We start from the raw sequence: 23,411 nt of genomic DNA, 5'->3' as shown, positions 1-23,411 counted from the left end.
GCTCCCGCCGAAGCGGGAGCATTATCATAGCGTAGTTATGGCGACGACGTGGCGACTTTTCAACCGCCAGGCCGCTTAGCCGAACCAGTGATGGAACATCAGCTTGATGTAATCGATGATGCGGCTGAAGAATCCGCCTTCCTGCACTTCGTTCAGCACCACCAGCGGACGCTGTTCCACGGTCTTGCCGTCAAGCTGGAAGTTGATGCTGCCCACGACCTGATTTTTCTGCAGCGGGGCGTGCAGTTCGCTGTTGTTCAGCACATAGCTGGCTTTCAAATCTTTCATGCGGCCGCGCGGAATGGTCAGGTAGGCGTCTTTCTCTACGCCCAGCTGTACGCGATCGCTGTTGCCGAACCAGACCGGCTCAGAGGCGAACTCTTTGCCCGCCTTCAGCGGCGCCACGGTTTCAAAAAAGCGGAAGCCCCAGGTGAGCAGCTTTTTGCTCTCGACTTCGCGTCCTTTGAAGGTGCGGCCGCCCAGTACCGCCGAGATCAGACGCATCTGGCCTTCGGTGGCGGAAGAGACGATGTTGTAGCCTGCCGCTTCGGTGTGGCCGGTTTTAATGCCGTCGACGTTGAGGCTGGTATCCCACAGCAGACCGTTGCGGTTGGTCTGGCGGATATTGTTGAAGGTAAACTCTTTCTCTTTATAAACCGAATACTCGTCCGGCACGTCGCGGATCAGCGCCTGGCCGATCAGCGCCATATCGCGCGCCGAGCTGTACTGGCCGTCCGCATCCAGGCCGTGCACCGTCTGGAAGTGGGTATTCTGCAGGCCCAGCGCCTTCACGTAGTTGTTCATCAGGCCGACGAAGGCGTCCTGGCTGCCAGCGACATAGTCCGCCATCGCCACGCAGGCGTCGTTGCCCGACTGCAGCACGATGCCGCGCGTCAGCTGGGAAACCGGCACGCGATCGCCCGGTTTCAGGAACATCAGCGACGAGCCTTTGAACACCGGGTTGCCGGTCGCCCATGCGTCTTTGCCGACGGTCACGATATCTTCCTGGTGGATCTTGCCTGCTTTGACCGCCTGACCAATGACATAGCTGGTCATCATTTTGGTCAGGCTGGCGGGATCGCGACGGGCATCGGCGTTCTTCTCGGCCAGCACTTTGCCCGAGTTGTAGTCGATCAGCACATAGGCTTCGGCATCGATATCCGGCACGCCCGGGATCATCGTTTTAAGGTTGACGTCATCAGCAAATGCTACGTGGCTGAGCGAAAAGGCGACCAGTGATCCCACTGTCAGGCGTTTCAGAAAACGAGAGGGTTTCAGCGTGTTCATGTTATGGACTACAACATCCGTGAGTTAAGGTTAAAAAAAAAGTGGCTCATCATAGCAAATGCCTGTTTTACAGGCATCTGGCTTTGGCATTCTGTTGTTAGCAGAGATGTCCAGCGCGGCAAGCCGGGGATTCAACGACGCGCGCTGGTGATAAATGAAGCCTGCCCGTTGGCATTCAGGCGCTGCTGCAGCGCAGCGGCGTCGGCGCGGTTTTTAAAACCGCCGAGCTGAATGCGATAGACGTTGTTGCCGGCATTCTCGACCGAGCCGGGCACGCCATATTTCTCTCCGAGGCTCTGCGCCATCTGCTGCGCGCGCGCGGCGTCGTTGATGGCGCCCACCTGCACCACGAAACCGCCGGAAGGCTGTGCGGTCGCGCTGCTGGCGACAGGCGCCGCCGCTGGTGCGGCCACGGGCGCGGCGACCGGCTGCGGCGCAGGCTCGCTGCCCTCCAGCACGCCGTTTGCCAGCGGCTGAGGGGCGCCAAGGAAGCCGCTGCTGCTGACAGGTGCGCCCATCTCGCCATTGCTCTGCAGGGTGCGGTTGTCGACGGCGCGAATATCCTGCGCCGGCACCGGCGCGGCGGCAGGTTCGCTGCTGCCGTTCATCACGCCGTTGCCGCCGAGATCGGGGCGCGCGGGCAGGGCGTAGCTCTGTTTGGCCACCACGGTGCCGATGGTGCCGGGACCGGAGAGCGTGCCGTCCGGCGCGACCTTGATGTAATCGACGCGCACGCGGCTATTGTTAGAGATATTGAGGCGATCGCCCGCCGCACGCGACAGGTCGATAATGCGTCCCGGCGTATAAGGACCGCGATCGTTGACGCGCACCACGATCTGGCGACCGTTGGCGAGGTTGGTGACGCGCACGTAGCTGGGCAGCGGCAGCGTAGGGTGCGCCGCGCTCAGCGCATCGGGATCGTAGCTTTCGCCGGTAGCGGTGCGCTTGCCCTGCGCTTCGTCGCCGTACCAGGCGGCTAATCCCACTTCGCTGAAGTTAGAAGGATCCTTGACGATACGGTAAGACTTGCCGTTCGCGCTGTAATCCTGACTGGTGCCGGGATTAATGGGCTCATATTTTGGCTCGACGCCCGGGATTTCCACCACCGGGCCGTTATAGGCCGGTTGCGGCGGCGCGGTGTTTTGCGGTTCCTGGGTGGTGGTACAGGCGGTCAAAACCAGTAGTGCCAGAGCAACAGCAGGCCATTCCTTACGCATGTGCAGCCTCTTAAACGCTTTTAGATAACATTTTTCTGTGAGTATGGATCGACATTACGATGCCGAATCCCGCCATAAGGACAATAAGCGCCGAGCCGCCATAGCTGACCAGCGGCAGAGGGACGCCAACCACCGGTAAGATACCACTTACCATGCCAATATTAACGAAAACATAAACGAACAAAATCAGCATTAATCCGCCCGCCATCACGCGGCCGAAGGTGGTCTGGGCGCGCGCGGCGATCACCAGCCCGCGCAGGATCAGCAGCAGATAGAGCACCAGCAGGATCAGCACGCCCACCAGGCCGAGCTCCTCCGCAAGCACGGCGAAGATAAAGTCGGTGTGGCGCTCCGGCAAAAACTCCAGCTGCGACTGGGTGCCGTGCAGCCAGCCCTTGCCGCGCAATCCGCCGGAGCCGATAGCGATTTTAGACTGAATAATATGGTAGCCCGCGCCGAGCGGATCGCTTTCCGGATCGAGCAGCATCATTACGCGGTCGCGCTGGTAGTCGTGCATCAGGAAGAACCAGAGCACCGGAATAAAGGCCGCGACCAGCAGCACCGCCACGCCGATCAGCTTCCAGCTCATGCCGGAAAGAAACAGCACGAACAGCCCGGAGGCGGCAATCAGGATAGCGGTGCCGAGGTCGGGCTGCGCCGCGACCAGCAGCGTCGGCATAAAGATCAGGATCAGCGCGATGCCGGTATTCTTTAAGGTCGGCGGGCAGACGTCGCGGTTGATAAAGCGCGCCACCATCAGCGGCACGGCGATCTTGGCGATCTCCGAGGGCTGGAAACGCACCACGCCGAGGTCGAGCCAGCGCTGCGCGCCTTTACTGATATGGCCGAAGGCGTCCACCGCGATCAGCAATATCACGCAGATAATATAGAGATAGGGCGCCCAGCCCTCATAGACGCGCGGCGGCACCTGCGCCAGCACCAGCATCATCACCAGGCCCATCGCAATCTGGCCGATTTTGCGCTCCATCATGCCCGGATCCTGACCGCTGGCGCTCCAGATCACGATGGCGCTATATGCGAGCAGCGCCAGAATCACCAGCATAAACAGCGGATCAATGTGGATACGCGTCCAGATCGATCTTTTCTGCGGACTATCGTTCATCGACATCGTTATTCACCTTCATAGCCGGGCGGGGTAGGGACCGCGTCCGGCAGAGCCGTATTGTTGTCGCCCAGCATAATGTGGTCGAGAATCTGTCTCATCACCGTGCCGACCGCCGGGCCTGCGCCGCCGTTTTCCAGAATCATGGTGACGGCGACGCGCGGTTTGTCATAGGGGGCAAACGCGGTCATCAGTTTATGGTCGCGCAGACGCTCGGCGATTTTGTGCGCGTTATAGGTCTCGTTCTCTTTCAGGCCGAAGACCTGCGCGGTGCCCGATTTGGCGGCGATTTTATAGGGCGCGTCGGCGAAGCTTTTATGCGCCGTGCCGTTTGCGCGGTTCGCCACGCCGTACATGCCGTCTTTGGCGATCTCCCAGTAGCCGGAGTGAACGTCGCCGATCGGTTCGCCCGGCGGCTGACGCCAGGGCACCATGGTGCGTCCCTCGCGGGTGGCGCGCAGCAGGTGCGGCACTTTGACCACGCCGTCGTTAATCAGGATCATCAGCGCCTTGTTCATCTGCAGCGGCGTCGCGGTCCAGTAGCCCTGACCGATGCCGACCGGAATGGTGTCGCCCTGATACCACGGCTTTTTAAAGCGCTTCATCTTCCAGTCGCGCGTCGGCATGTTGCCGGCGCTCTCCTGCGGCAGATCGATGCCGGTGCGGTGGCCGTAGCCGAATTTGTTCATCCACTCTGACAGGCGGTCGATGCCCATGTCATACGCCACCTGATAGAAGAAGGTATCCGCCGACTCCTCCAGCGATTTGGTCACGTTGAGACGGCCGTGGCCCCATTTTTTCCAGTCGCGATAGCGCTTTTCCGAGCCGGGCAGCTGCCACCAGCCCGGATCGAACAGGCTGGTATTGCGGTTGATGACGCCGGCGCTCAGCGCGGAGACCGCCACATAGGGCTTCACCGTCGAGGCGGGCGGATAGGAGGCCTGAATGGCGCGGTTATAGAGCGGGCGGTTTTCGTCGTTGAGCAGGCCGCGGTAATCTTTACCCGAAATGCCGTCGACGAAGAGATTTGGATCGTAACTGGGCGTGGAGACCATCGCCAGAATCTCGCCGGTGCGCGGATCGCTGACCACCACCGCCGCGCGGCTGCCGGCCAGCAGCGTTTCGATATATTGCTGAAGCTTGAGATCGATGGTCAGCCAGATGTCGCGTCCGGCCTGCGGCGACTGCTCGTGCAGCTGGCGGATCACGCGGCCGCGGTTGTTCACCTCGACCTCTTCATAGCCGGTAATGCCGTGCAGCACATCTTCGTAGTAGCTTTCGATGCCCAGCTTGCCGATATCGTGCGTCGCGGCGTAGTTCGGCCACTTGCCCTCTTTATCGAGGCGCGCCACGTCGCGGTCGTTGATTTTGGAGACGTAGCCGACGACGTGCGTCAGCGTCGGGCCGTAGGGATAGTAGCGACGCTGATAGCCTTTCACTTCGACGCCGGGAAAGCGGTACTGGTTGACGGCAAAGCGCGCTACCTGTACGTCGTTAAGACCGATTTTAACGGCAATCGAGGTAAAGCGACGCGCGCGCTTGCGCTCTTTGTCGAAGGCGTCGAGATCCTCATCGGTGAGATCCAGCACCGGGCGCAGATCTTCCAGCGTCTGCTTGAGGTTGTCGACTTTTTCCGGCACCAGCTCCGCCTGATAGATGGTGCGGTTAAGCGCCAGCGCGGTGCCGTTGCGGTCGTAGATAATGCCGCGGCTCGGCGCCACCGGCACCAGCTTGATGCGGTTTTCGTTAGAGCGGGTACTGTAATCTTCAAAGCGCAGGATTTGCAGGTGGTAAAGATTGACCACCAGCACGCTGGAGAGCACCAGAATTCCGAAGAACGCAATTAACGCCCGACGGACAAAGAGTTTCTGCTCGGCACTGTAATCGCGAAAGGCGTTGCTTTGTAATTTCATCCGCTACTTAAAATGTCGGGGTTAGCCTTACCGGTTATTCACGATGATAAGGATGATTGGCGGTGATGCTCCAGGCGCGATAGAGGCTTTCAGCGACCAGCACGCGCACCAGCGGATGAGGCAGCGTCAACGCGGAAAGCGACCAGCTCTGCTCGGCGGCGGCTTTGCAGGCAGGCGATAATCCTTCCGGACCGCCAATCAACAGGCTGACGTCGCGGCCGTCCTGTTTCCAGCGCTCCAGCTGCTGAGCAAGCTGGGGCGTTTCCCACGGCTGGCCGGGAATATCGAGCGTAACGATGCGGTTGCCCTTGCCGGTTGCGGCCAGCATCGCCTCGCCTTCTTTTTCCAGGATACGCTTGATATCGGCGTTTTTGCCGCGTTTTCCGGCAGAGACTTCCACCAGCTCCAGCGGCATATCTTTGGGAAAACGACGCAGATACTCAGTGAAACCGGTTTGCACCCAGTCGGGCATCTTTGTGCCCACGGCCACAAGCTGCAGTTTCACGCGTCAGCTCCAGAGTTTTTCCAGCTCATAAAGCTGGCGGCTCTCTTCCTGCATGACGTGCACGATGACGTCGCCCAGATCGACCACCACCCAGTCAGCGGCGTTTTTGCCGTCGACGCCGAGCGGGATCAAACCGGCGGCGCGCGACTCCTGCACCACGTGATCGGCGATAGACGAGACGTGGCGCGTCGAGGTGCCGGTGCAGATGATCATGCAGTCGGTGATGCTGGATTTACCCTGAACGTCGAGCGCGACGATATCCTGACCTTTAAGATCATCAATCTTATCAATAACGAACTCTTGGAGTGCTTTACCTTGCAAAAGGTTCCCCTTTAATACGGATAGTAGCGGGCCGGCTGCTGGCCCCGATGAGGCAGCCAAAAAATTAAGCCGCGCAGTATAGCACGCCTTTGCCCGTGCGATATACGCCCGGTGAGCGCTTATTTCAGATAGAGGCCAGCGCGGTCGATATAGTCGATAACGGCCGGCGGCAATAGCTGCTCGCACGACAGGCCGGCGTGACGGCGCTGCCGGATTTCCGTGGCGGAGATATTCACCAGCGGCGTATCGGCCAGCCAGATAAAGCCGGCGGGCTGCTGGTGCAGCTGCGCCGTATCAACGGCCAGATGGCTCTCCAGCCAGCGCTGCATCTCCGGCGACGCCATCTCGGTCGGGTAGCCGGGACGCTTGCACACCAGCAGATGACAAAGCGACAGCAAATCCTGCCAGCGGTGCCAGCCCGACAGGTTAAGCAGCGAGTCCTGACCAATAATAAATCCCAGCGGCTGATCCGGCCCGCGTTCGGCACGCAGCGCCTCCAGCGTCGCCACCGTCCACGACGGCGTTTCGCGCATCAGCTCGCGGGTATCGATATCGAACAGCGGCCGGTCCTGAATGGCGCAGCGCAGCATCTCGACGCGCTGTGCCGCGCTGGCTTCCGGCTGCGGGCGATGCGGCGGCACGTTGTTAGGCAGCAGCAGCACGCGCGCCAGGCCGGTTTGCTGCGCCAGCGCTTCTACCGGCCGCAGGTGGCCGAAGTGGATGGGATCGAAGGTGCCGCCGAACAGGGCGTGAAGTTCAGACACTGGCGAAGCTCGCAGGAAAATGTCGATGACAGAGCAGCAGCGAGAGCGTCTCCAGCTGCGGCCAGATACGCTGCCCGTAATCCTGCTTCAGGGTGAGTTCAATCTGCGTCAGCAGGCGAATCGCGCGCTGCAGGCGCGCGCCGTCCACGCGCTGCAGCGCCTCGGTAAACAGCGCGCGGCGGTTCTGCCAGATGCGCTGCTGATCCATCAATGCGCGTAGCGGCTGCTGCGCCTGATGGCGCTGCAGGTGCAGCAGCGTCATTAAATCGCGCTGCAGGGTGCGCAGCAGAATAACCGGCTCGCTCTCTTCTTTTTCCAGCTGATGCAGAATGTGCAGCGCGCGCTTGCTTTTGCCCGCCAGCAGCGCGTCCACCCAGTGAAACGGGGTAAAGTGCGCCGCATCGCTGACCGCCTCTTCCACGCGCGGCAGCGTCAGCTTGCCGTCGGGCCAGAGCAGCGACAGGCGCTCCAGCGCCTGCGCCAGCGCCAGAAGATTGCCCTCATAGCAGTAGCAGAGCAGCTGGATCGCCGCGTCGTCTACCGAGAGCTTCATGCTTTTGGCGCGCGTCGCCACCCAGCGCGGCAGCTGCGCCTGCTCCGGCGTCTGGCAGGGTACCAGCACGCCATGGGCGGAGAGCGCCTTAAACCAGGCGCTGTTCTCCTGGGCTTTGGTCAGCTTCGCCAGGCGGCAAATCAGCAAAATATCGGCATGCAGCAGGCCCGCCAGCTTATTTAGCTGTTCGGCCATCGCGGCGTTGGGGCCGTTTTCCGGGAAGAGCAGCGTCATCGTCTGACGCTGAGCGAACAGGCTGAGCGCCTGACAGCTGGCAAAGAGGCTTTCCCAGTCGGTCTGGGCGTCGAGCGTAAAGCTTAAATGCTCCTCAAACCCCTGCGCGACGGCAGCGGCGCGCACCGCGTCGGCGCTCTCCTGCAGCAGCAGCGGCTCGTTTCCGGCTAACAAATAGCAAGCGCGCAGCCCCTCGCGGAGCTGCGCGCCAAGTTGCTCAGGATAGATCCTGATCATTGCGTACTGGTAGCGGAAGAGGAGGAGGCTGGCGCGGGCACCGCAGGTTCGCTGGCCGACGCCGGCAGCGTCTCTTTCTGGTTCATCTGCGCGGCATGCACGGTCAGCAGCTTACGCACCAGCTGCTCTGCGGCGCGCTGACGCATCTCCTGCACGATCATGTCCTGCTCGGCATCTTTCGCCAGCGCCGCGTTCGGGTTATCAAAGAACGAACGATACACCGTGGTGCTGATCGGATAGATGCCTTTGCCCGGCAGCAGAACCTGCGCCGTCACGTTCATCATCAGCGAGTATTCCGCGGTGGTACCGCTGATAAACACCGAGGCGGTATCGCGGCCCTGTGTTTCAGCGCCCAGGCGCAGCGTCGGGATGTCGGTACGGTTCTGCTTCGTATCTTCAACGATGGTGACGTTGTTGATGCGCAGCTGCTGACGCACCGTGCGCGCCAGCGGACCGTACGGATCGCCGCTGTTCAAGATCAGCGTTTTCAGCTCGCTTGGCACCTGCGTGGTGCCGCGCGGATGAAAACCACAGCCGGCGGTAACCATCACCGCCAGCAGGACAAACAGCCTGATAATCAGATGTCGCACAGTTCCTCCTGAACTTAACCTACGACCAGGTTAAGCAGTTTGCCGGGTACATAAATCACTTTGCGGATGGTGACGCCGTCAAGGTACTTCGCCACCAGATGTTCCTGGGCGGCACGAGCCTGAACCTGCTCCTGCGTCGCGTCGGCGGCCACGGTAATTTTACCACGCACTTTACCATTTACCTGCACAACCACCAGCAGCGACTCTTCCACCATCGCCGCCTCGTCCGCTACCGGCCAGTCGGCGTTGTCCACGCTGCCTTCGCCGCCCAGCTCCTGCCACAGCACATAGCTGGCGTGCGGGGTGAACGGGTAGAGCATGCGGACGACGGCCAGCAGCGCTTCCTGCATCAGCGCGCGGTCCTGCTCGCTCTCCTGCGGCGCGCGCGCCAGCTTGTTCATCAGCTCCATAATCGCCGCGATGGCGGTGTTGAAGGTCTGACGACGGCCGATGTCGTCTGAAACTTTGGCGATGGTTTTGTGCAGATCGCGACGCAGCGCTTTCTGATCGTCGTTAAGGCTGCCGATATCCAGCGCTACCGTCGCGCCTTTTGCCGTATGTTCGTAGGCCAGTTTCCACACGCGCTTCAGGAAGCGGTTCGCGCCTTCGACGCCTGACTCCTGCCACTCCAGCGTCATTTCCGCCGGCGAAGCGAACATCATAAACAGGCGAACCGTGTCGGCGCCGTAGCGCTCAACCATCAGCTGCGGGTCGATGCCGTTGTTTTTCGACTTCGACATTTTGCTCATGCCGGCGTAAATCACCTCGCGGCCCTGACTGTCGGTCGCTTTCACGATGCGGCCTTTCTCGTCGCGTTCGACGGTGACGTCTACCGGAGAGACCCAGTTGCGCTCGCCGTTGGCGCCGAGGTAGTAGAAGGCGTCCGCCAGCACCATACCCTGACACAGCAGACGCTTCGCCGGCTCATTAGAGGTCACCAGGCCCGCGTCGCGCAGCAGCTTGTGATAGAAGCGGAAGTACATCAGGTGCATGATGGCGTGTTCAATCCCGCCGACATACTGATCCACCGGCAGCCAGTAGTTGGCCGCGGCCGGATCCAGCATACCTTCATCATAGTTGGCGCAGGTGTAGCGCGCGTAGTACCAGGATGACTCCATAAAGGTATCGAAGGTGTCGGTTTCACGCAGCGCCGGCTGGCCGTTAACGGTGGTTTTCGCCCACTCCGGGTCCGCTTTGATCGGGCTGGTAATGCCGTCCATCACCACATCTTCCGGCAGGATCACCGGCAGCTGATCTTCCGGCGTCGGCATCACGGTGCCGTCTTCCAGCGTCACCATCGGAATCGGCGCGCCCCAGTAGCGCTGACGGGAGACGCCCCAGTCGCGCAGACGGTAGTTGACCTTACGTACGCCGACGCCTTTCGCGGCCAGCGTGTCGGCGATAGCGTTAAAGCCTGCTTCATGGCTCAGACCGCTGAATTCGCCAGAGTTGAACAGGGTGCCTTTTTCCGTCATTGCGGCGGCGCTGACGTCCGGCTCGCTGCCGTCCTGGTTCAGCACGACCGGCGTAATCGGCAGATCGTATTTGGTGGCGAACTCCCAGTCGCGCTGGTCGTGCGCCGGAACCGCCATAACGGCGCCGGTGCCGTACTCCATCAGCACGAAGTTGGCGACCCAGACTGGCACTTTGTCGCCGGTCAGCGGATGGATGGCGAACAGGCCGGTTGCCATGCCTTTTTTCTCCATCGTCGCCATCTCTGCTTCGGCGACTTTGGTGTTGCGGCATTCGGCGATAAAGTCAGCCAGCACCGGGTTGCCCATCGACGCCTGCAGCGCCAGCGGATGGCCAGCGGCGACCGCGACGTAGGTAGCGCCCAGGAAGGTGTCCGGACGCGTGGTGTAAACGGTCACTTTCTCTTCGCTGTCGGCAACGTCGAAGGTGATCTCGACCCCTTCGGAACGGCCAATCCAGTTGCGCTGCATGGTTTTGACCTGTTCTGGCCAGTCTTCCAGCGTGTCGAGGTCGTTAAGCAGCTCATCGGCATAGTCGGTGATCTTAACGAACCACTGCGGGATCTCTTTGCGCTCGACTTTGGTGTCGCAGCGCCAGCAGCAGCCGTCGATAACCTGTTCGTTCGCCAGCACCGTCTGATCGTTCGGGCACCAGTTCACCGCCGAGGTTTTTTTATAAACCAGGCCTTTTTCATACAGTTTGGTGAAGAACCACTGTTCCCAGCGGTAGTATTCCGGCTTGCAGGTGGCCAGCTCGCGGCTCCAGTCATAGCCGAAGCCCAGCAGTTTCAGCTGGTTCTTCATATATTCGATGTTGTCGTAGGTCCATGGCGCGGGCGCGGTGTTGTTTTTTACCGCCGCGCCTTCCGCCGGCAGGCCGAACGCGTCCCAGCCGATCGGCTGCAGCACGTTTTTGCCGAGCATACGCTGGTAACGGGCGATCACGTCGCCAATGGTGTAGTTACGCACGTGGCCCATATGTAGGCGGCCGGAAGGATAGGGCAGCATGGAGAGGCAGTAATATTTCTCTTTGCTCTCATCTTCGGTCACTTTGAACGTTTGGTTTTCGTCCCAGTGTTGCTGGACGCGGGATTCTATCTCTTCCGGGCGGTATTGCTCTTGCATGGCAGCCTGTGGTCCTTAATGAATAACGCTTAGCTTACTTTAAGATCCGCATAGCATACCCATATGGCTGCCGGTCAACAACACTTCACCGCCCTGTTGCGGCGATTTCTCGCGGAAGGCTGCATCCTGCTCTCATATTCCGATTCGCTTTGCTAAACAACGCGGCAAACGGCGCAAAGCGGCTAAACTTAAAGCTGGCTTACCCGCGCAGAAAGGAGAATAAAATGAACAAAGTGGCGCAAATTTACCGTGAATCCCTGGCCGCGCTGACGGAGCGACTGCGCCAGGGCGATCGGGATATCGACGCGCTGGTGACGTCGCGACGTCAGCAGCTGATGGCCAGCGAGTCCGCGACGCCGGGCGAGATCGACCAGGCGCTGGCGGCGGTTCGACGCGATTTAGAGGAGTTTGCACGCAGCTATCAGGAGGTCCATCAGCCAGAGAAGGCGAACGATTCGCTGTTTATGCGCATTATGCGCGAGAGCCTGTGGAAAGAGCTGGCGGATATTACCGACAAGAGCCAGCTGGAGTGGCGCGAGGTGTTTCAGGATCTCCATCATCACGGCGTGTATCAGAGCGGCGAGGTGGTGGGGCTGGGCAATCTGGTGTGCGAGAAGTGTCACTTTACGCGCGCGATTTATACCCCTGAGACGTTAACGTGCTGCCCGGAGTGCGGCCACGATCAGTTCCAGCGCCAGCCGTTTGAGCCGTAAGAACGGCGACTGTGCTTACGCGGATGAGACTGTCCGAAGAGTAAAACGGCCCGCGACAAGGCTGTCGCAGGCCGGATGGCCGCCAGGCGGTTCTGGCGCATAAGCGCCAGGGCCAGGTTATCCCTTAGTGCAGAATCTTCGCCAGGAAATCCTTCGCGCGATCCGACTGCGGATTATTAAAGAAGTCGTCTTTACGCGTATCTTCGATAATCTTGCCTTCATCCATAAAAATGACGCGGTTCGCTACTTTGCGGGCAAAGCCCATTTCGTGCGTCACCACCATCATCGTCATGCCTTCCTGCGCCAGCTCCACCATCACGTCGAGCACTTCGTTGATCATTTCCGGATCGAGCGCCGAGGTCGGCTCGTCGAACAGCATGGCGATAGGATCCATGCAGAGCGCGCGCGCAATCGCCACGCGCTGCTGCTGGCCGCCCGACAGCTGGCCGGGAAACTTCTGCGCATGAGCGGTCAGCCCGACGCGATCCAGCAGCTTCAGACCTTTATCCCGCGCGGCGGTTTTGTCGCGCTTCAGCACTTTTGCCTGCGCCAGCACCAGGTTATCGATGATGCTGAGGTGGGGAAACAGCTCGAAGTGCTGGAACACCATGCCGACCTTGCTGCGCAGCTGCGCCAGATTGGTTTTCTTGTTGTTCACTTCGGTGCCGTTCACCAGAATATTGCCCTGCTGAATCGGCTCCAGACCGTTAACGGTTTTGATCAGGGTCGATTTGCCCGAGCCTGACGGCCCGCACACTACCACCACTTCCCCTTTCTGGACTTCGGTCGTGCAGTCGGTCAGCACCTGAAAGTGACCATACCACTTAGAAACATTTTTCAGGCTAATCATTTAAACCGTCCTTTTTCTTTTTAGATAGCTGACCAACAGCGAAGCGCTCAGGCTGATAACGAAGTAGACCAGACCGGCGAAGAGAACCATTTCCACCTGGGTGCCGTCGCGCTCGCCAATGGTGGACGCGGTGCGGAAAAAGTCCGCCAGGCTTAAGACATAGACCAGCGAAGTATCCTGGAACAGCACGATGCCCTGCGTCAGCAGCAGCGGCACCATGGCGCGAAACGCCTGCGGCAGAATAATCAGCTGCATCGACTGCCAGTGCGTCATGCCCAGCGCCAGCGCGGCGTTACCCTGCCCACGTGAGATACTGATGATGCCGGCACGAATAATTTCTGAGTAGTACGCCGCTTCAAACAGCGAAAAAGCGACCATGGCTGAAATCAGTCGGATATCGGTTTTGGGCGACAGGCCCAGCACCTGCTGCAGGAAACTCGGCACCACCAGATAGAACCACAGCAGCACCATGACCAGCGGCACCGAGCGGAACAGGTTGACATAAATTTTGGCGAACCAGCTGATGGGCTTAAAGCTCGACAGCCGCATCACCGCCAGCAGCGTGCCCCAGATAATGCCGAACACTACTGCAGTCACGGTGATCTTCAGCGTAATCACCATACCGTTAAGCAGGTAGGGCAGGCTGGGAGGAATTGAACTCCAGTCAAACTCGTACATTATTTTCCTCCCAGATTCCCCGGCAGGCGCACCTTGCGCTCCACCAGACTCATAATCAGCATGATCACCAGGTTAATGGCGATATAGGCCAGCGTAATCGCGGTAAAGGACTCGTAGGCGTGCGCCGAGTAGTCGAGCAGTTTGCCCGCCTGCGCCGCCATATCCACCAGCCCGATGGTCGAGGCGATAGCGGAGTTCTTCACCAGGTTGAGCATTTCCGAGGTCATCGGCGGCACAATCACGCGGTAGGCGTTAGGCAGCAGCACGTAACGGTAGGTCTGCGGCAGGGTCAATCCCATCGCCAGACCGGCGTTCTTTTGCCCACGCGGCAGCGACTGGATGGCGGCACGCACCTGCTCGCAGACGCGTGCGGCGGTAAACAGGCCGAGGCAGATCACCGACGCGGTGAAAAACTGGATATTGGGGTCCAGCTCCGATTTGAACCACATGCCGAGCTTCTCGCCCACCAGCTCTGGCGCCACCAGATACCAGAAGAAAAACTGCACGATCAGCGGAATGTTGCGGAACAGCTCTACGTAGCAGGTGCCGATCGCCGAAAGCAGGCGGTTAGGCACGGTGCGCAGAATGCCGAATAAAGATCCTACAAGAAAGGCGATAATCCAGGCGCAGCAGGAGACCGCGATGGTCACCTGAAATCCGGACCACAGCCAGCCAAGGTAGGTCGTGTTGCCGAACGGGGCCTGTTCGAGAAAGATGCCCCAGTTCCAGTCGATACCCATAACGAGCTCCGGTAAAAAAGGGTAGCTAAGCTACCCTGAAGATTGATGAACGGCGTCTGTATTGCCTGCTTCAGGGGAACGACCTGAGCAGCTTGTCTGTCCGCGCCGGGTTTTCAGCAATCGAGAGGGCAGCGAAGCCGCCCTTGTTGTCGTTGTTAGTTCAGTGCTTTGTCGTTCGGCGTTTTGAACAGCGCCTGCATATCCGCTGAGAGATCGAAGTTCAGGTTCAGATTCTTCGGCGGAATCGGCTGCTTGAACCAGGTATCGAACCACTTCGCGGCTTCGCCCGAGGTCTGCGCTTTGGCGATGGTGTCATCGACCAGGGTTTTGAACGACGCGTCGTCTTTACGCAGCATACAGCCATAGGCCTCTTTCGACTGCGGCGTGCCGACGATCTCCCAGTTATCCGGCTTCTTCGCCTTAGCGCGTTCGCCGGCCAGCAGGGCGTCATCCATCATAAAGGCGACGGCGCGGCCGGTTTCCAGCGTGCGGAACGAGTCGCCGTGGTCTTTCGCGCTGATGATGCGCATATCCATTTTCTTCTCGTCGTTGAGCTTATGCAGCAGCACTTCCGAGGTGGTACCAGAGGTGACGACCACGGTTTTGCCTTTCAGGTCGGCGAAATCTTTGATGTCGCCGCCTTTTTTCACCAGCAGACGCGTGCCGATAACGAAAATGGTGTCAGAGAACGCCGCCTGTTTCTGGCGCTCAAGGTTATTGGTGGTGGATCCGCACTCGAAGTCGTAAGTGCCGTTCTGCAGCAGCGGAATACGGTTCTGCGAGGTGATAGGGATCATCTTGACCTGCAGATCCGGTTTGTTCAGCTTCGCTTTAATCGCCTCGACGATGGCGTTGGAGTAAGCCTGCGAATAGCCCACGACTTTTTGCTGGTTGTCGTAATAAGAAAAAGGAACAGAGGACTCGCGATGCCCCACGACGATAACGCCATTATCGCTGATTTTCTTCAGGGTGCCGCTGAGGTCTTCCGCCTGGGCCGCGCCCGCTGCCGCAACGCCTGCCAGCAAAAGCGATAGTGCCACTTTGCGAATCTGCATGGTCCAACTCCTTCAAGAGATGTCGCGCAGAATATAAACTGCGCAGATGTGTGATGTTGTGTGTATTTCCTGCTGCTTTTTTTGTTATCTCATCGCGTCGGCGCGCTAAGAATATTCACTAACATAGCGGATTGTTAACGTTATGAAACGAAAAAGTTTCTTATTTTGCGAAGTGTTCCGCACCAAATTGAGGCGTATTTCTCAGGTTGCGCGCTCAGGGTGCGTCGCTCTGCCTTTAAACGGTGCAGCGCAGCTCGCGTTAACGCGTTAGTCCGCCAGGTTTACAGGAAACAGGGTTACTGATAGCAAGCATCGTGCCAGGTTAACGGCGCAGCAGAAAATCGGGGGCGAAGGCGTAAAAGCGAGCGGAATATGGGGAAAGGCGGCGAGCAGGGCGCTCGCCGCCGTACGGCAGGTCAGGCCTTGCGGCGCCACAGCGCCAGCAGCGCGGCGCACAGCGTCAGCAGCCAGACCGGCCAGAGGCCGGCATGGGCGTAAGGCGTTTCGCCGGTGGTCGGCGTCACCTTATCCAGCAGCACGCCGCGGGTAAACTGCGGCAGGATCTTCTCGACTTCGCCCTGCGCATTCACCACCGCGGTCACGCCGTTATTGGTGCCGCGCAGCAGCGGACGCCCCAGCTCCAGCGCGCGCATGCGCGCCATCTGGAAGTGCTGCCACGGGCCGATAGAGTGGCCGAACCAGGCATCGTTGGAGACGGTAAGCAGAAAATCGGTGTCGGGATGGAAATTGGCGCGCACCTGCTCGCCCAGCACGATCTCATAGCAGATAGCGCTGGTAAGGTGGTAGCCCGCCGCCTGCAGCTGCGGCTGCAGATAGGCGCCGCGGCTGAAGGAGGACATTGGCAGATCGAAGAAGGGCGCCAGCGGACGCAGCAGGTTCTCCAGCGGCACGAACTCGCCGAACGGCACCAGATGGTTTTTCTGGTAGCGGTTCATGCTCTGATAGCTGTAGGGCTTCTCGCCGCCCAGCACGATCACCGAGTTGTAGTCGTGATAGCGGTTCTGCTCCAGACGAGAATCGACGATGCCGGTGATCAGCGCGCTGCCGCGCTGGCGCAGCTCGCCGTCCAGCGCGCGCAAAAAGGGCTGCTGATTGCTTTCCAGATCGGTAATCGCCGACTCCGGCCAGATAATCAGCGGCGCGTTGCCCATCAGCGGCTGACTCAGGCCGTTATAGGCGCGCAGCGTGTTGAGCAGCTGCTGCGGATCCCACTTCATCGACTGCGGAATATTGCCCTGAACCAGCGCCACCTCGACGCTGCGCGCCGGCTGCGGCTGGGTCCAGTGGATATAACGCAGCGGCCACGGCAGCGCCAGTAGCAGCAGCGCGGCGACAGCGCTTTTTACGCTGCGCTGGTGAATGGCGTAAGCCAGCAGGCCTGCGACCATCATCAGAATAAAGGTGAGGGTTTCCACGCCCGCCAGCGGGGCCAGGCCTTTTAACGGGCCGTCGATCTGGCTATAGCCGAACTGCAGCCAGGGAAAGCCGGTCAGCACCCAGCCGCGCAGAAACTCGCTAAGCTGCCACAGCGCCGGCGCCGCCAGCGCCAGGCGCCACAGCGTCGCCCGCGGCCAGATGCGGCTAAGCACGCCGGCAAACAGCGCCGGGTAGAGCGACAGATAGGCGGCCAGCAAAATCACCAGGAAGACGTTGACCGGTCCGGGCATGCCGCCAAAGGTGGCGATACTGACGTAAACCCAGTTTATGCCGCTGCCGAACAGGCCGAAGCCCCAGGCGAAACCGATAGCGGTGGCCTGGCCGCTGCGTCGATCCAGCGTCAGCAGCTGCAGGCCGCCCAGCGACAGCAGCGCGGCGGGCCAGAAATCATAGGGGGAAAAGGAGAGGGTGCCGACGGCACCCGTTAACAATGCCAGCAACAAACGTACCCGCTGGCGCGGGTAAAGCAGGGCCAAAGACATAGGGTTATTCGTCATCCAGTTGGGGTAACGGCGCGTTTTCCGGAATCTTTACGTGTACCTGGATGATGCGACGGCTGTCGGACATCGCGACCTTGAAATGATAACCGTCGATGTCAATGCTCTCTCCCCGTCCGGGAAGATGGCCGAATCCCTGCATGACCAGTCCGCCAATGGTGTCCACTTCTTCGTCGCTGAACTGCGTGCCGAACACCTCGTTGAAATCTTCAATCGGGGTCAGGGCGCGCACCGTATAGGTCTGACGGTTCAGCTGACGGATATCGCGATCTTCTTCGTCGTCATACTCATCTTCGATTTCGCCGACGATCAGCTCAAGGATATCCTCGATGGTGACCAGGCCGGAGACGCCGCCGAATTCATCAATAACGATCGCCATATGATAGCGCTGAGAACGAAACTCTTTCAGCATGCGGTCGACGCGCTTGCTTTCCGGCACCACAACCGCCGGGCGCAGCACTTTTTCCATGCTGAACGGCTCTGATTCGCTGCTCATAAACGGCAGCAGATCTTTCGCCATCAAAATGCCTTCGACATGGTCTTTGTCTTCGCTGATTACCGGGAAACGTGAATGCGCGGATTCGATAATCACGTCCAGGCACTCGTCCAGCGTCTGGTTGCGCTTCAGGGTAATCATTTGCGAACGCGGGATCATGATGTCGCGCACGCGCTGCTCTGCAATATCCAGCACCCCTTCGAGCATGTCGCGGGTATCTTCGTCAATCAGCTCTTTTTGCTCGGAGTCGCGGATCAGCTCCAGTAGTTCATCACGGTTTTGCGGTTCGCCGTGAAACAGTTGGTTGATAAGCAGGGAAAAAAATCCCTTTTTACTACTGGGTGCATCGCTGTTTTGAGAATGGTCGTCGCTCATGGCGTTTTTTTAGAGATCTCTCTGATGAGGGTGGTTGCTGTCGGCGTCCTCGCCGACAGCGGGATAAACTGAGCCAGCGGCTCAGGCGTCTTCTTTTTCCGAAATGTACGGATCGGGATAACCAAGAGCAAGCATTATCTCAGTCTCGATCCCTTCCATCTCTTCAGCTTCGTCATCTTCGATATGGTCGTAGCCGAGCAGATGCAGCGTACCGTGCACCACCATATGGGCCCAGTGCGCTTCAACGCTTTTGCCTTGCTCTTCCGCCTCTTGCTCCACCACCTGACGACAAATGATCAGGTCGCCCAGCAGCGGCAGCTCAATGCCCGGCGGCGCCTCGAAGGGAAAAGAGAGCACGTTGGTCGGCTTGTCTTTGCCGCGATAAGTCAGATTAAGCTCATGGCTCTCCGCCTCGTCCACCAGGCGAATGGTGACTTCGCTTTCCGGCTGAAAAGGGGTAACCGCCGCCTCCAGCCAGCGCTGGAAAGCGGCCTCGTCAGGCAGGCCGCCGGTCTGCTCGCAGGCCAGCTGCAGATCAAGAATCACCTGGCTCATTTACTCTCCTGCGCCTCGATCTGCGCCGCCAGCGCGTCGCGTTTACGCTCTTCCGCCAGCTTGTCGCGGCGTTTCTGATCCGCTTCTTCCCAGGCTTCATAGGCGGTGACGATTCGCGCCACAACCGGGTGACGCACCACGTCTTCGCTGTGGAAGAAGTTGAAGCTCAGCTCCTCGACATCGGAGAGCACTTCAATGGCATGGCGCAGGCCCGACTTAGTGCTGCGCGGCAGGTCGATCTGCGTGACGTCGCCGGTGATCACCGCTTTGGAGTTGAAGCCGATGCGCGTCAGAAACATCTTCATCTGTTCGATGGTGGTGTTCTGGCTTTCATCAAGAATAATAAAGGCGTCGTTCAGCGTGCGGCCGCGCATATAGGCGAGCGGCGCGACCTCAATCACGTTGCGCTCCATGAGCTTTTCGACGCGCTCGAAGCCCAGCATTTCGAACAGGGCGTCATAGAGCGGGCGCAGGTAGGGATCGACCTTCTGGCTCAGGTCGCCAGGCAGGAAGCCAAGTTTTTCGCCCGCTTCCACCGCCGGACGCGTCAGCAGAATTCGGCGAATCTCCTGGCGCTCCAGCGCATCCACCGCCGCCGCAACCGCAAGGTAGGTTTTACCCGTACCGGCCGGGCCGACGCCGAAGGTGATGTCGTGGTCGAGAATATTGGCGATGTACTGCGCCTGATTCGGCGTGCGCGGCTTGATCACGCCGCGTTTGGTCTGGATATGCACGGCTTTGCCGAATTCCGGCACGCTGTCGGCGGTCTGCTCCAGCACGCGACTCTCTTTAATCGCCAGATGGATCTGCTCTGGATCGATATCCGGGATGACGCCGCGCACCGGCGCGGTATCGACGTAAAGGGTACGCAGAATATCTTCAGCGGCGTTGACGCAGAGCGCGCGACCAACCAGCTTAAAGCTGTTGTCGCGACGGTTGATTTCAATGCCCAGACGACGCTCAAGCTGTTTGACGTTGTCGTCGAACGGACCGCACAGGCTCATCAGTCGGCGGTTATCTGCCGGTTCAAGGGCGATTTCACGAGTTTCGATATTCAAACGAATCCTTTGGGTCACTCAGGGCCAGTTAGAATGTGTGCTGATGCCGGGTTGATTAACGACGGCACTTTGAGAAATTATTTATGGCATGTCGCCGGGGCGCAAGCATCGCTAACGATATTTGGGCAGCGCGTCCAGAAACCAAGGGCGTGCAGAAGAAAAGAGCGGCGACGCCACAGGCGCCGCCGCTGAGTGAAGCGCGTATCAAGGCTGGAAGGTGCCGACGCCGATCTCGTTCTCTTTGCGCGTGCGCGCAATAACCGATGCCGGGCTTTCTACGATGCGCAGGCCCATCTCATCTTCGGTGCGCACCACTTTGCCGCGCAGCGAGTTGGTGTAGACGTCGACGATCTCCACATCGACGAACTTGCCGATCATCTCCGGCGAGCCTTCGAAGTTCACCACGCGGTTGGTTTCGGTACGGCCCGACAGCTCCATCACGTTTTTACGCGAGGTGCCTTCCACCAGAATGCGCTGCACCGTGCCGAGCATACGGCGGCTCCAGGCCATCGCCTGCTGATTTATGCGATCCTGCAGGATATAGAGGCGCTGCTTTTTCTCTTCTTCCGAGACGTCGTCCGGCAGATCCGCCGCCGGCGTGCCGGGACGCGCGGAGTAGATAAAGCTGAAGCTCATGTCGAAGTTGACGTCGGCGATCAGCTTCATGGTCTGTTCGAAGTCCTGCTGGGTTTCACCCGGGAAGCCGATGATAAAGTCGGAGCTGATCTGGATATCCGGGCGCGCGGCGCGCAGCTTGCGGATAATCGCTTTGTACTCCAGCGCGGTATGGGCGCGCTTCATCAGCGTCAGAATGCGGTCTGCGCCGCTCTGTACCGGCAGGTGCAGGAAGCTCACCAGTTCAGGCGTGTCGCGGTAGACCTCGATAATGTCGTCGGTGAATTCGATCGGATGGCTGGTGGTGAAGCGAATGCGGTCGATGCCGTCAATGGCGGCCACCAGGCGCAGCAGTTCGGCAAAGGTGCAGATTTCGCCGTCGAAGGTCGCGCCGCGATAGGCGTTGACGTTCTGGCCGAGCAGGTTGACTTCACGCACGCCCTGCGCCGCCAGCTGCGCGATCTCCAGCAAGATGTCGTCGCAGGGACGGCTGACCTCTTCGCCGCGCGTATAGGGCACGACGCAGAAGGTGCAGTATTTGTTGCAGCCTTCCATGATGGAGACGAAGGCGGTGGGACCTTCCGCGCGCGGTTCCGGCAGACGGTCGAATTTTTCGATTTCCGGGAAGCTGATATCCACCACCGGGCTTTTGCTGCCGCGCACGCTGTTGATCATTTCCGGCAGACGATGCAGGGTTTGCGGACCGAATACGATATCCACATAGCTGGCGCGCTGGCGAATGTGATCCCCTTCCTGCGACGCCACGCAGCCGCCGACACCGATAATCAAATCAGGGTTGCGCTCTTTTAAGTTTTTCCAGCGTCCAAGCTGGTGGAAAACTTTTTCCTGCGCCTTTTCGCGAATTGAGCAGGTGTTGAGCAGCAGAATGTCTGCCTCTTCAGCTTCCTCGGTCAGCGTGTAGCCGTGGGTGCTGTTCAGCAGGTCAGCCATCTTGGATGAATCGTACTCATTCATCTGACAGCCCCAGGTTTTGATATGCAGTTTTTTCATTGTCGAACTAGCCATTGATTCAGTGCAGTGAGGTGCAGGGCGCGTATTGTAATGCTTTGACGCTGTTGTGACCAGCGCATAGCCGCCATACTTCGCATATCTGCGGCGCGAGCGACGATCCCTCTCTCGTCGGGCAGGCCATTTCTGCTGCCCGGGCGTTTTTCCGGTACACTTTGCGCCAGTTATCCCGCTTTTCGCAGCGGGTAAAGATTCAGAAGGAGATGAGCAATGCAGGATAACCGCTTTGATGTGGTGGTGGTGGGCGGCGGCATGGTCGGCGCCGCGCTGGCGTGCGGTCTGGCGCTTCAGCAGTTTCGCGTCGCGGTGGTGGAGCGCGCGGAGCCTGCGCCTTTTGACGCCGACAGCGATCCCGACGTGCGTATCTCCGCCATCGGCAGCGCCTCGGCGGGTCTGCTGAAGCAGCTCGACGTCTGGCCGCGCGTGCAGGCGATGCGCTGCGCGCCCTATCGCAAGCTGGAAACCTGGGAGTGGCAGACGGCTCACGTTAGTTTCGACGCCGCGTCGCTCGGCCTGCCGGAGCTGGGTTTTATGGTCGAAAATAGCGTGTTGCAGCGCGCGCTGTGGGAAAGGATGGAGCAGCTCGGTATTGCGCTGCGCTGTCCCGCGACGCTCGCAGGTTTGCAGCAGGAGAACGGCGGCTGGCGGCTCGATCTCAGCGATGGCGAGGCGCTGCACGCCCGGCTAGTGGTCGGCGCCGACGGCGCCAACTCGCAGGTGCGGCAGATGGCGGGCATCGGCATCGACGGCTGGAGCTATGCGCAATCCTGTTTGCTGATTAGCGTGACCTGCGAGCACCCGGCGGGCGACGCCACCTGGCAGCAGTTTACGCCGCAGGGGCCGCGCGCTTTTCTGCCGCTGTATGATAATCGCGCCTCGCTGGTGTGGTATGACGCGCCGGCGCGTATTCGTCAGCTGCAGGCGATGCCGCTGCCCCAGCTGGAGAAAGAGATCGCCGCGACCTTCCCGGCGCGGCTGAGACGGTTTAAAGCGCATGCGGCGGGCGGTTTTCCGCTGGTGCGCCGTCATGCGCAGCGCTATGTGCTGCCTGGCCTGGCGTTGATCGGCGATGCGGCGCATACCATTAATCCGCTGGCGGGGCAGGGCGTTAATCTGGGCTATCGCGATGTAGACGCGCTGGTGGAGGTGCTGGTGGAGGCGCGCGCCAACGCGCAGGAGTGGGCGTCCGAGAATGTGCTGCGTCGTTATCAGTCACAGCGTCGTCGCGATAATCTGCTGATGCAGGGCGGGATGGATCTGTTCTATTTCGCCTTTAGCAATCGGCTGCCGCCGCTGAAATTCGCACGCAATCTGGGGCTGATGGCCGCGGAGCGTTCGGGCGCGCTGAAGCGCAAGGTGCTGCGCTACGCGCTGGGTTTGTAGGTAAGAGGTAGGCGCGGCTGCGGTCTTTGGGGCCGAAGAGCAGAGTGTTAAGTACTTGAGAACAGGCGTGGCTGCGGCGTCCGTGCGCGGCCACAGAGGGGCTCCCCGATCGCAAAGTCGCTGTTCGTCATCCATGACCGCTCGTCCCGCGCGATTACGCACCTCATCCCTGAGGTGCGCCCGTAAACGGGCCAACGCGGTGCGTTGTTCAAAAACGCTCCCGGCGTTTTTGTCCTTGCGCGGGACGCTTTGCTCTTCGGGAAGCGCCTCTGTGACCGGACTTAACAGCAGCGTAGCTGTTTGAAACAAAGATTTGTCAGACGACAAAAACAACAAAGCCCGCAAAAGCGGGCCTGTTGTCAATTTGGCTGGGGTGCAGGGATTCGAACCCCGGAATGCCGGAATCAGAATCCGGTGCCTTACCGCTTGGCGACACCCCAATAGTGTCTTTTCAAATTGTCTTGTATGGCTGGGGTACGAGGATTCGAACCTCGGAATGCCGGAATCAGAATCCGGTGCCTTACCGCTTGGCGATACCCCAATAATTTGGTGGCTACGACGGGATTTG

At 59.7% G+C, this 23,411-nt stretch carries 21 protein-coding genes and 2 tRNA genes; 2 read left to right on the top strand and 21 right to left on the bottom strand.

Annotated features, from left to right (window positions below; genetic code table 11):
* Positions 1-75 precede the first annotated feature (75 nt).
* From dacA to leuS, 10 genes are all read right to left on the bottom strand, one after another.
* Entirely contained in the window at positions 76-1,287 is a 1,212-nt protein-coding gene (gene dacA / locus B3229_RS15405) for a D-alanyl-D-alanine carboxypeptidase DacA (RefSeq protein ID WP_048783118.1), read from the bottom strand.
* A 131-nt stretch (positions 1,288-1,418) separates the two neighbouring features.
* The gene (gene rlpA, locus B3229_RS15400; protein WP_277269070.1) at positions 1,419-2,504 is read right to left on the bottom strand and encodes an endolytic peptidoglycan transglycosylase RlpA; all 1,086 of its coding nucleotides are present in this window, start codon (positions 2,502-2,504) and stop codon (positions 1,419-1,421) included.
* A gap of 10 nt (positions 2,505-2,514) precedes the next feature.
* Positions 2,515-3,627, bottom strand: a complete 1,113-nt coding sequence (gene mrdB / locus B3229_RS15395) for a peptidoglycan glycosyltransferase MrdB (RefSeq protein WP_048783134.1) — start codon at positions 3,625-3,627, stop codon at positions 2,515-2,517.
* An 8-nt stretch (positions 3,628-3,635) separates the two neighbouring features.
* A complete protein-coding gene (gene mrdA / locus B3229_RS15390; protein WP_048783114.1) occupies positions 3,636-5,540 on the bottom strand; it encodes a peptidoglycan DD-transpeptidase MrdA in 1,905 nt (634 codons plus the stop codon).
* A gap of 34 nt (positions 5,541-5,574) precedes the next feature.
* Positions 5,575-6,045, bottom strand: coding sequence for a 23S rRNA (pseudouridine(1915)-N(3))-methyltransferase RlmH (gene rlmH / locus B3229_RS15385; protein ID WP_033751828.1), 471 nt, complete (start codon positions 6,043-6,045; stop codon positions 5,575-5,577).
* Positions 6,046-6,048: 3 nt separating this feature from the next.
* On the bottom strand, positions 6,049-6,366 hold the full coding sequence (gene rsfS, locus B3229_RS15380; protein ID WP_033788909.1) for a ribosome silencing factor: 318 nt from the start codon (positions 6,364-6,366) through the stop codon (positions 6,049-6,051).
* Between the two features lie 119 nt (positions 6,367-6,485).
* Positions 6,486-7,130, bottom strand: a complete 645-nt coding sequence (gene nadD, locus B3229_RS15375) for a nicotinate-nucleotide adenylyltransferase (RefSeq protein WP_286872148.1) — start codon at positions 7,128-7,130, stop codon at positions 6,486-6,488.
* A complete protein-coding gene (holA, locus tag B3229_RS15370; RefSeq protein WP_286872146.1) occupies positions 7,123-8,154 on the bottom strand; it encodes a DNA polymerase III subunit delta in 1,032 nt (343 codons plus the stop codon). Before holA ends, nadD begins: the two co-directional genes overlap by 8 nt.
* Entirely contained in the window at positions 8,151-8,744 is a 594-nt protein-coding gene (gene lptE, locus B3229_RS15365; RefSeq protein ID WP_048783107.1) for an LPS assembly lipoprotein LptE, read from the bottom strand. The genes holA and lptE overlap by 4 nt, the downstream gene beginning before the upstream one ends.
* 14 nt (positions 8,745-8,758) lie before the next feature.
* Positions 8,759-11,341 (bottom strand): leucine--tRNA ligase, encoded by a 2,583-nt coding sequence (gene leuS, locus B3229_RS15360; RefSeq protein ID WP_048783104.1) that lies wholly within the window; start codon positions 11,339-11,341, stop codon positions 8,759-8,761.
* Positions 11,342-11,565: 224 nt separating this feature from the next.
* Here leuS and B3229_RS15355 point away from each other — a divergent pair, with 224 nt between their 5' ends.
* A complete protein-coding gene (locus B3229_RS15355) occupies positions 11,566-12,054 on the top strand; it encodes a zinc ribbon-containing protein (RefSeq protein WP_286872143.1) in 489 nt (162 codons plus the stop codon).
* A 124-nt stretch (positions 12,055-12,178) separates the two neighbouring features.
* On the opposite strand, the gene B3229_RS15350 is transcribed toward B3229_RS15355, so the two are convergent.
* The 9 genes from B3229_RS15350 to miaB form a co-directional block, all read right to left on the bottom strand.
* Positions 12,179-12,904: an amino acid ABC transporter ATP-binding protein gene (locus B3229_RS15350; RefSeq protein WP_286872142.1), complete on the bottom strand. Its 726-nt coding sequence runs from the start codon at positions 12,902-12,904 to the stop codon at positions 12,179-12,181.
* Positions 12,905-13,582: a glutamate/aspartate ABC transporter permease GltK gene (gene gltK, locus B3229_RS15345; protein WP_033751813.1), complete on the bottom strand. Its 678-nt coding sequence runs from the start codon at positions 13,580-13,582 to the stop codon at positions 12,905-12,907.
* Positions 13,582-14,322, bottom strand: coding sequence for an amino acid ABC transporter permease (locus tag B3229_RS15340; RefSeq protein WP_033788922.1), 741 nt, complete (start codon positions 14,320-14,322; stop codon positions 13,582-13,584). Before B3229_RS15340 ends, gltK begins: the two co-directional genes overlap by 1 nt.
* Before the next feature lie 155 nt (positions 14,323-14,477).
* Positions 14,478-15,377: an amino acid ABC transporter substrate-binding protein gene (locus tag B3229_RS15335; RefSeq protein ID WP_048783099.1), complete on the bottom strand. Its 900-nt coding sequence runs from the start codon at positions 15,375-15,377 to the stop codon at positions 14,478-14,480.
* A gap of 416 nt (positions 15,378-15,793) precedes the next feature.
* Positions 15,794-17,317 (bottom strand): apolipoprotein N-acyltransferase, encoded by a 1,524-nt coding sequence (gene lnt, locus B3229_RS15330; protein ID WP_286872136.1) that lies wholly within the window; start codon positions 17,315-17,317, stop codon positions 15,794-15,796.
* Between the two features lie 4 nt (positions 17,318-17,321).
* Positions 17,322-18,203, bottom strand: a complete 882-nt coding sequence (corC, locus tag B3229_RS15325) for a CNNM family magnesium/cobalt transport protein CorC (RefSeq protein WP_033751802.1) — start codon at positions 18,201-18,203, stop codon at positions 17,322-17,324.
* 81 nt (positions 18,204-18,284) lie between these two features.
* Positions 18,285-18,758: an rRNA maturation RNase YbeY gene (gene ybeY, locus B3229_RS15320; protein ID WP_033751799.1), complete on the bottom strand. Its 474-nt coding sequence runs from the start codon at positions 18,756-18,758 to the stop codon at positions 18,285-18,287.
* Positions 18,755-19,816, bottom strand: coding sequence for a PhoH family protein (locus B3229_RS15315; RefSeq protein ID WP_033751796.1), 1,062 nt, complete (start codon positions 19,814-19,816; stop codon positions 18,755-18,757). The genes ybeY and B3229_RS15315 overlap by 4 nt, the downstream gene beginning before the upstream one ends.
* A gap of 204 nt (positions 19,817-20,020) precedes the next feature.
* Positions 20,021-21,457 (bottom strand): tRNA (N6-isopentenyl adenosine(37)-C2)-methylthiotransferase MiaB, encoded by a 1,437-nt coding sequence (gene miaB / locus B3229_RS15310; RefSeq protein WP_033751793.1) that lies wholly within the window; start codon positions 21,455-21,457, stop codon positions 20,021-20,023.
* A gap of 213 nt (positions 21,458-21,670) precedes the next feature.
* Here miaB and ubiF point away from each other — a divergent pair, with 213 nt between their 5' ends.
* On the top strand, positions 21,671-22,843 hold the full coding sequence (gene ubiF / locus B3229_RS15305; RefSeq protein WP_286872130.1) for a 3-demethoxyubiquinol 3-hydroxylase: 1,173 nt from the start codon (positions 21,671-21,673) through the stop codon (positions 22,841-22,843).
* A 365-nt stretch (positions 22,844-23,208) separates the two neighbouring features.
* On the opposite strand, the gene B3229_RS15300 is transcribed toward ubiF, so the two are convergent.
* A tRNA-Gln gene (locus B3229_RS15300) sits at positions 23,209-23,283 on the bottom strand.
* Positions 23,284-23,309: 26 nt separating this feature from the next.
* A tRNA-Gln gene (locus tag B3229_RS15295) sits at positions 23,310-23,384 on the bottom strand.
* Positions 23,385-23,411: the final 27 nt, after the last annotated feature.

Source organism: Pantoea sp. UBA5035, assembly GCF_002415245.1.
Taxonomy (GTDB): Bacteria; Pseudomonadota; Gammaproteobacteria; order Enterobacterales; family Enterobacteriaceae; genus Pantoea; species Pantoea septica.
Note: the sequence above shows the minus strand (reverse complement) of the source record. Positions and strands in the feature narration are given on the sequence as shown.

Coding starts and splice junctions, on each gene's coding strand:
- ubiF (WP_286872130.1), top strand. CDS start 21,671: ATGCAGGATAACCGCTTTGATGTGGTGGTGGTGGGCGGCGGCATGGTC.
- mrdA (WP_048783114.1), bottom strand. CDS start 5,540: ATGAAATTACAAAGCAACGCCTTTCGCGATTACAGTGCCGAGCAGAAA.
- B3229_RS15335 (WP_048783099.1), bottom strand. CDS start 15,377: ATGCAGATTCGCAAAGTGGCACTATCGCTTTTGCTGGCAGGCGTTGCG.
- B3229_RS15355 (WP_286872143.1), top strand. CDS start 11,566: ATGAACAAAGTGGCGCAAATTTACCGTGAATCCCTGGCCGCGCTGACG.
- holA (WP_286872146.1), bottom strand. CDS start 8,154: ATGATCAGGATCTATCCTGAGCAACTTGGCGCGCAGCTCCGCGAGGGG.
- rlpA (WP_277269070.1), bottom strand. CDS start 2,504: ATGCGTAAGGAATGGCCTGCTGTTGCTCTGGCACTACTGGTTTTGACC.
- dacA (WP_048783118.1), bottom strand. CDS start 1,287: ATGAACACGCTGAAACCCTCTCGTTTTCTGAAACGCCTGACAGTGGGA.
- leuS (WP_048783104.1), bottom strand. CDS start 11,341: ATGCAAGAGCAATACCGCCCGGAAGAGATAGAATCCCGCGTCCAGCAA.
- gltK (WP_033751813.1), bottom strand. CDS start 13,582: ATGTACGAGTTTGACTGGAGTTCAATTCCTCCCAGCCTGCCCTACCTG.
- B3229_RS15350 (WP_286872142.1), bottom strand. CDS start 12,904: ATGATTAGCCTGAAAAATGTTTCTAAGTGGTATGGTCACTTTCAGGTG.
- B3229_RS15340 (WP_033788922.1), bottom strand. CDS start 14,322: ATGGGTATCGACTGGAACTGGGGCATCTTTCTCGAACAGGCCCCGTTC.
- corC (WP_033751802.1), bottom strand. CDS start 18,203: ATGAGCGACGACCATTCTCAAAACAGCGATGCACCCAGTAGTAAAAAG.
- ybeY (WP_033751799.1), bottom strand. CDS start 18,758: ATGAGCCAGGTGATTCTTGATCTGCAGCTGGCCTGCGAGCAGACCGGC.
- mrdB (WP_048783134.1), bottom strand. CDS start 3,627: ATGAACGATAGTCCGCAGAAAAGATCGATCTGGACGCGTATCCACATT.
- miaB (WP_033751793.1), bottom strand. CDS start 21,457: ATGGCTAGTTCGACAATGAAAAAACTGCATATCAAAACCTGGGGCTGT.
- lnt (WP_286872136.1), bottom strand. CDS start 17,317: ATGTCTTTGGCCCTGCTTTACCCGCGCCAGCGGGTACGTTTGTTGCTG.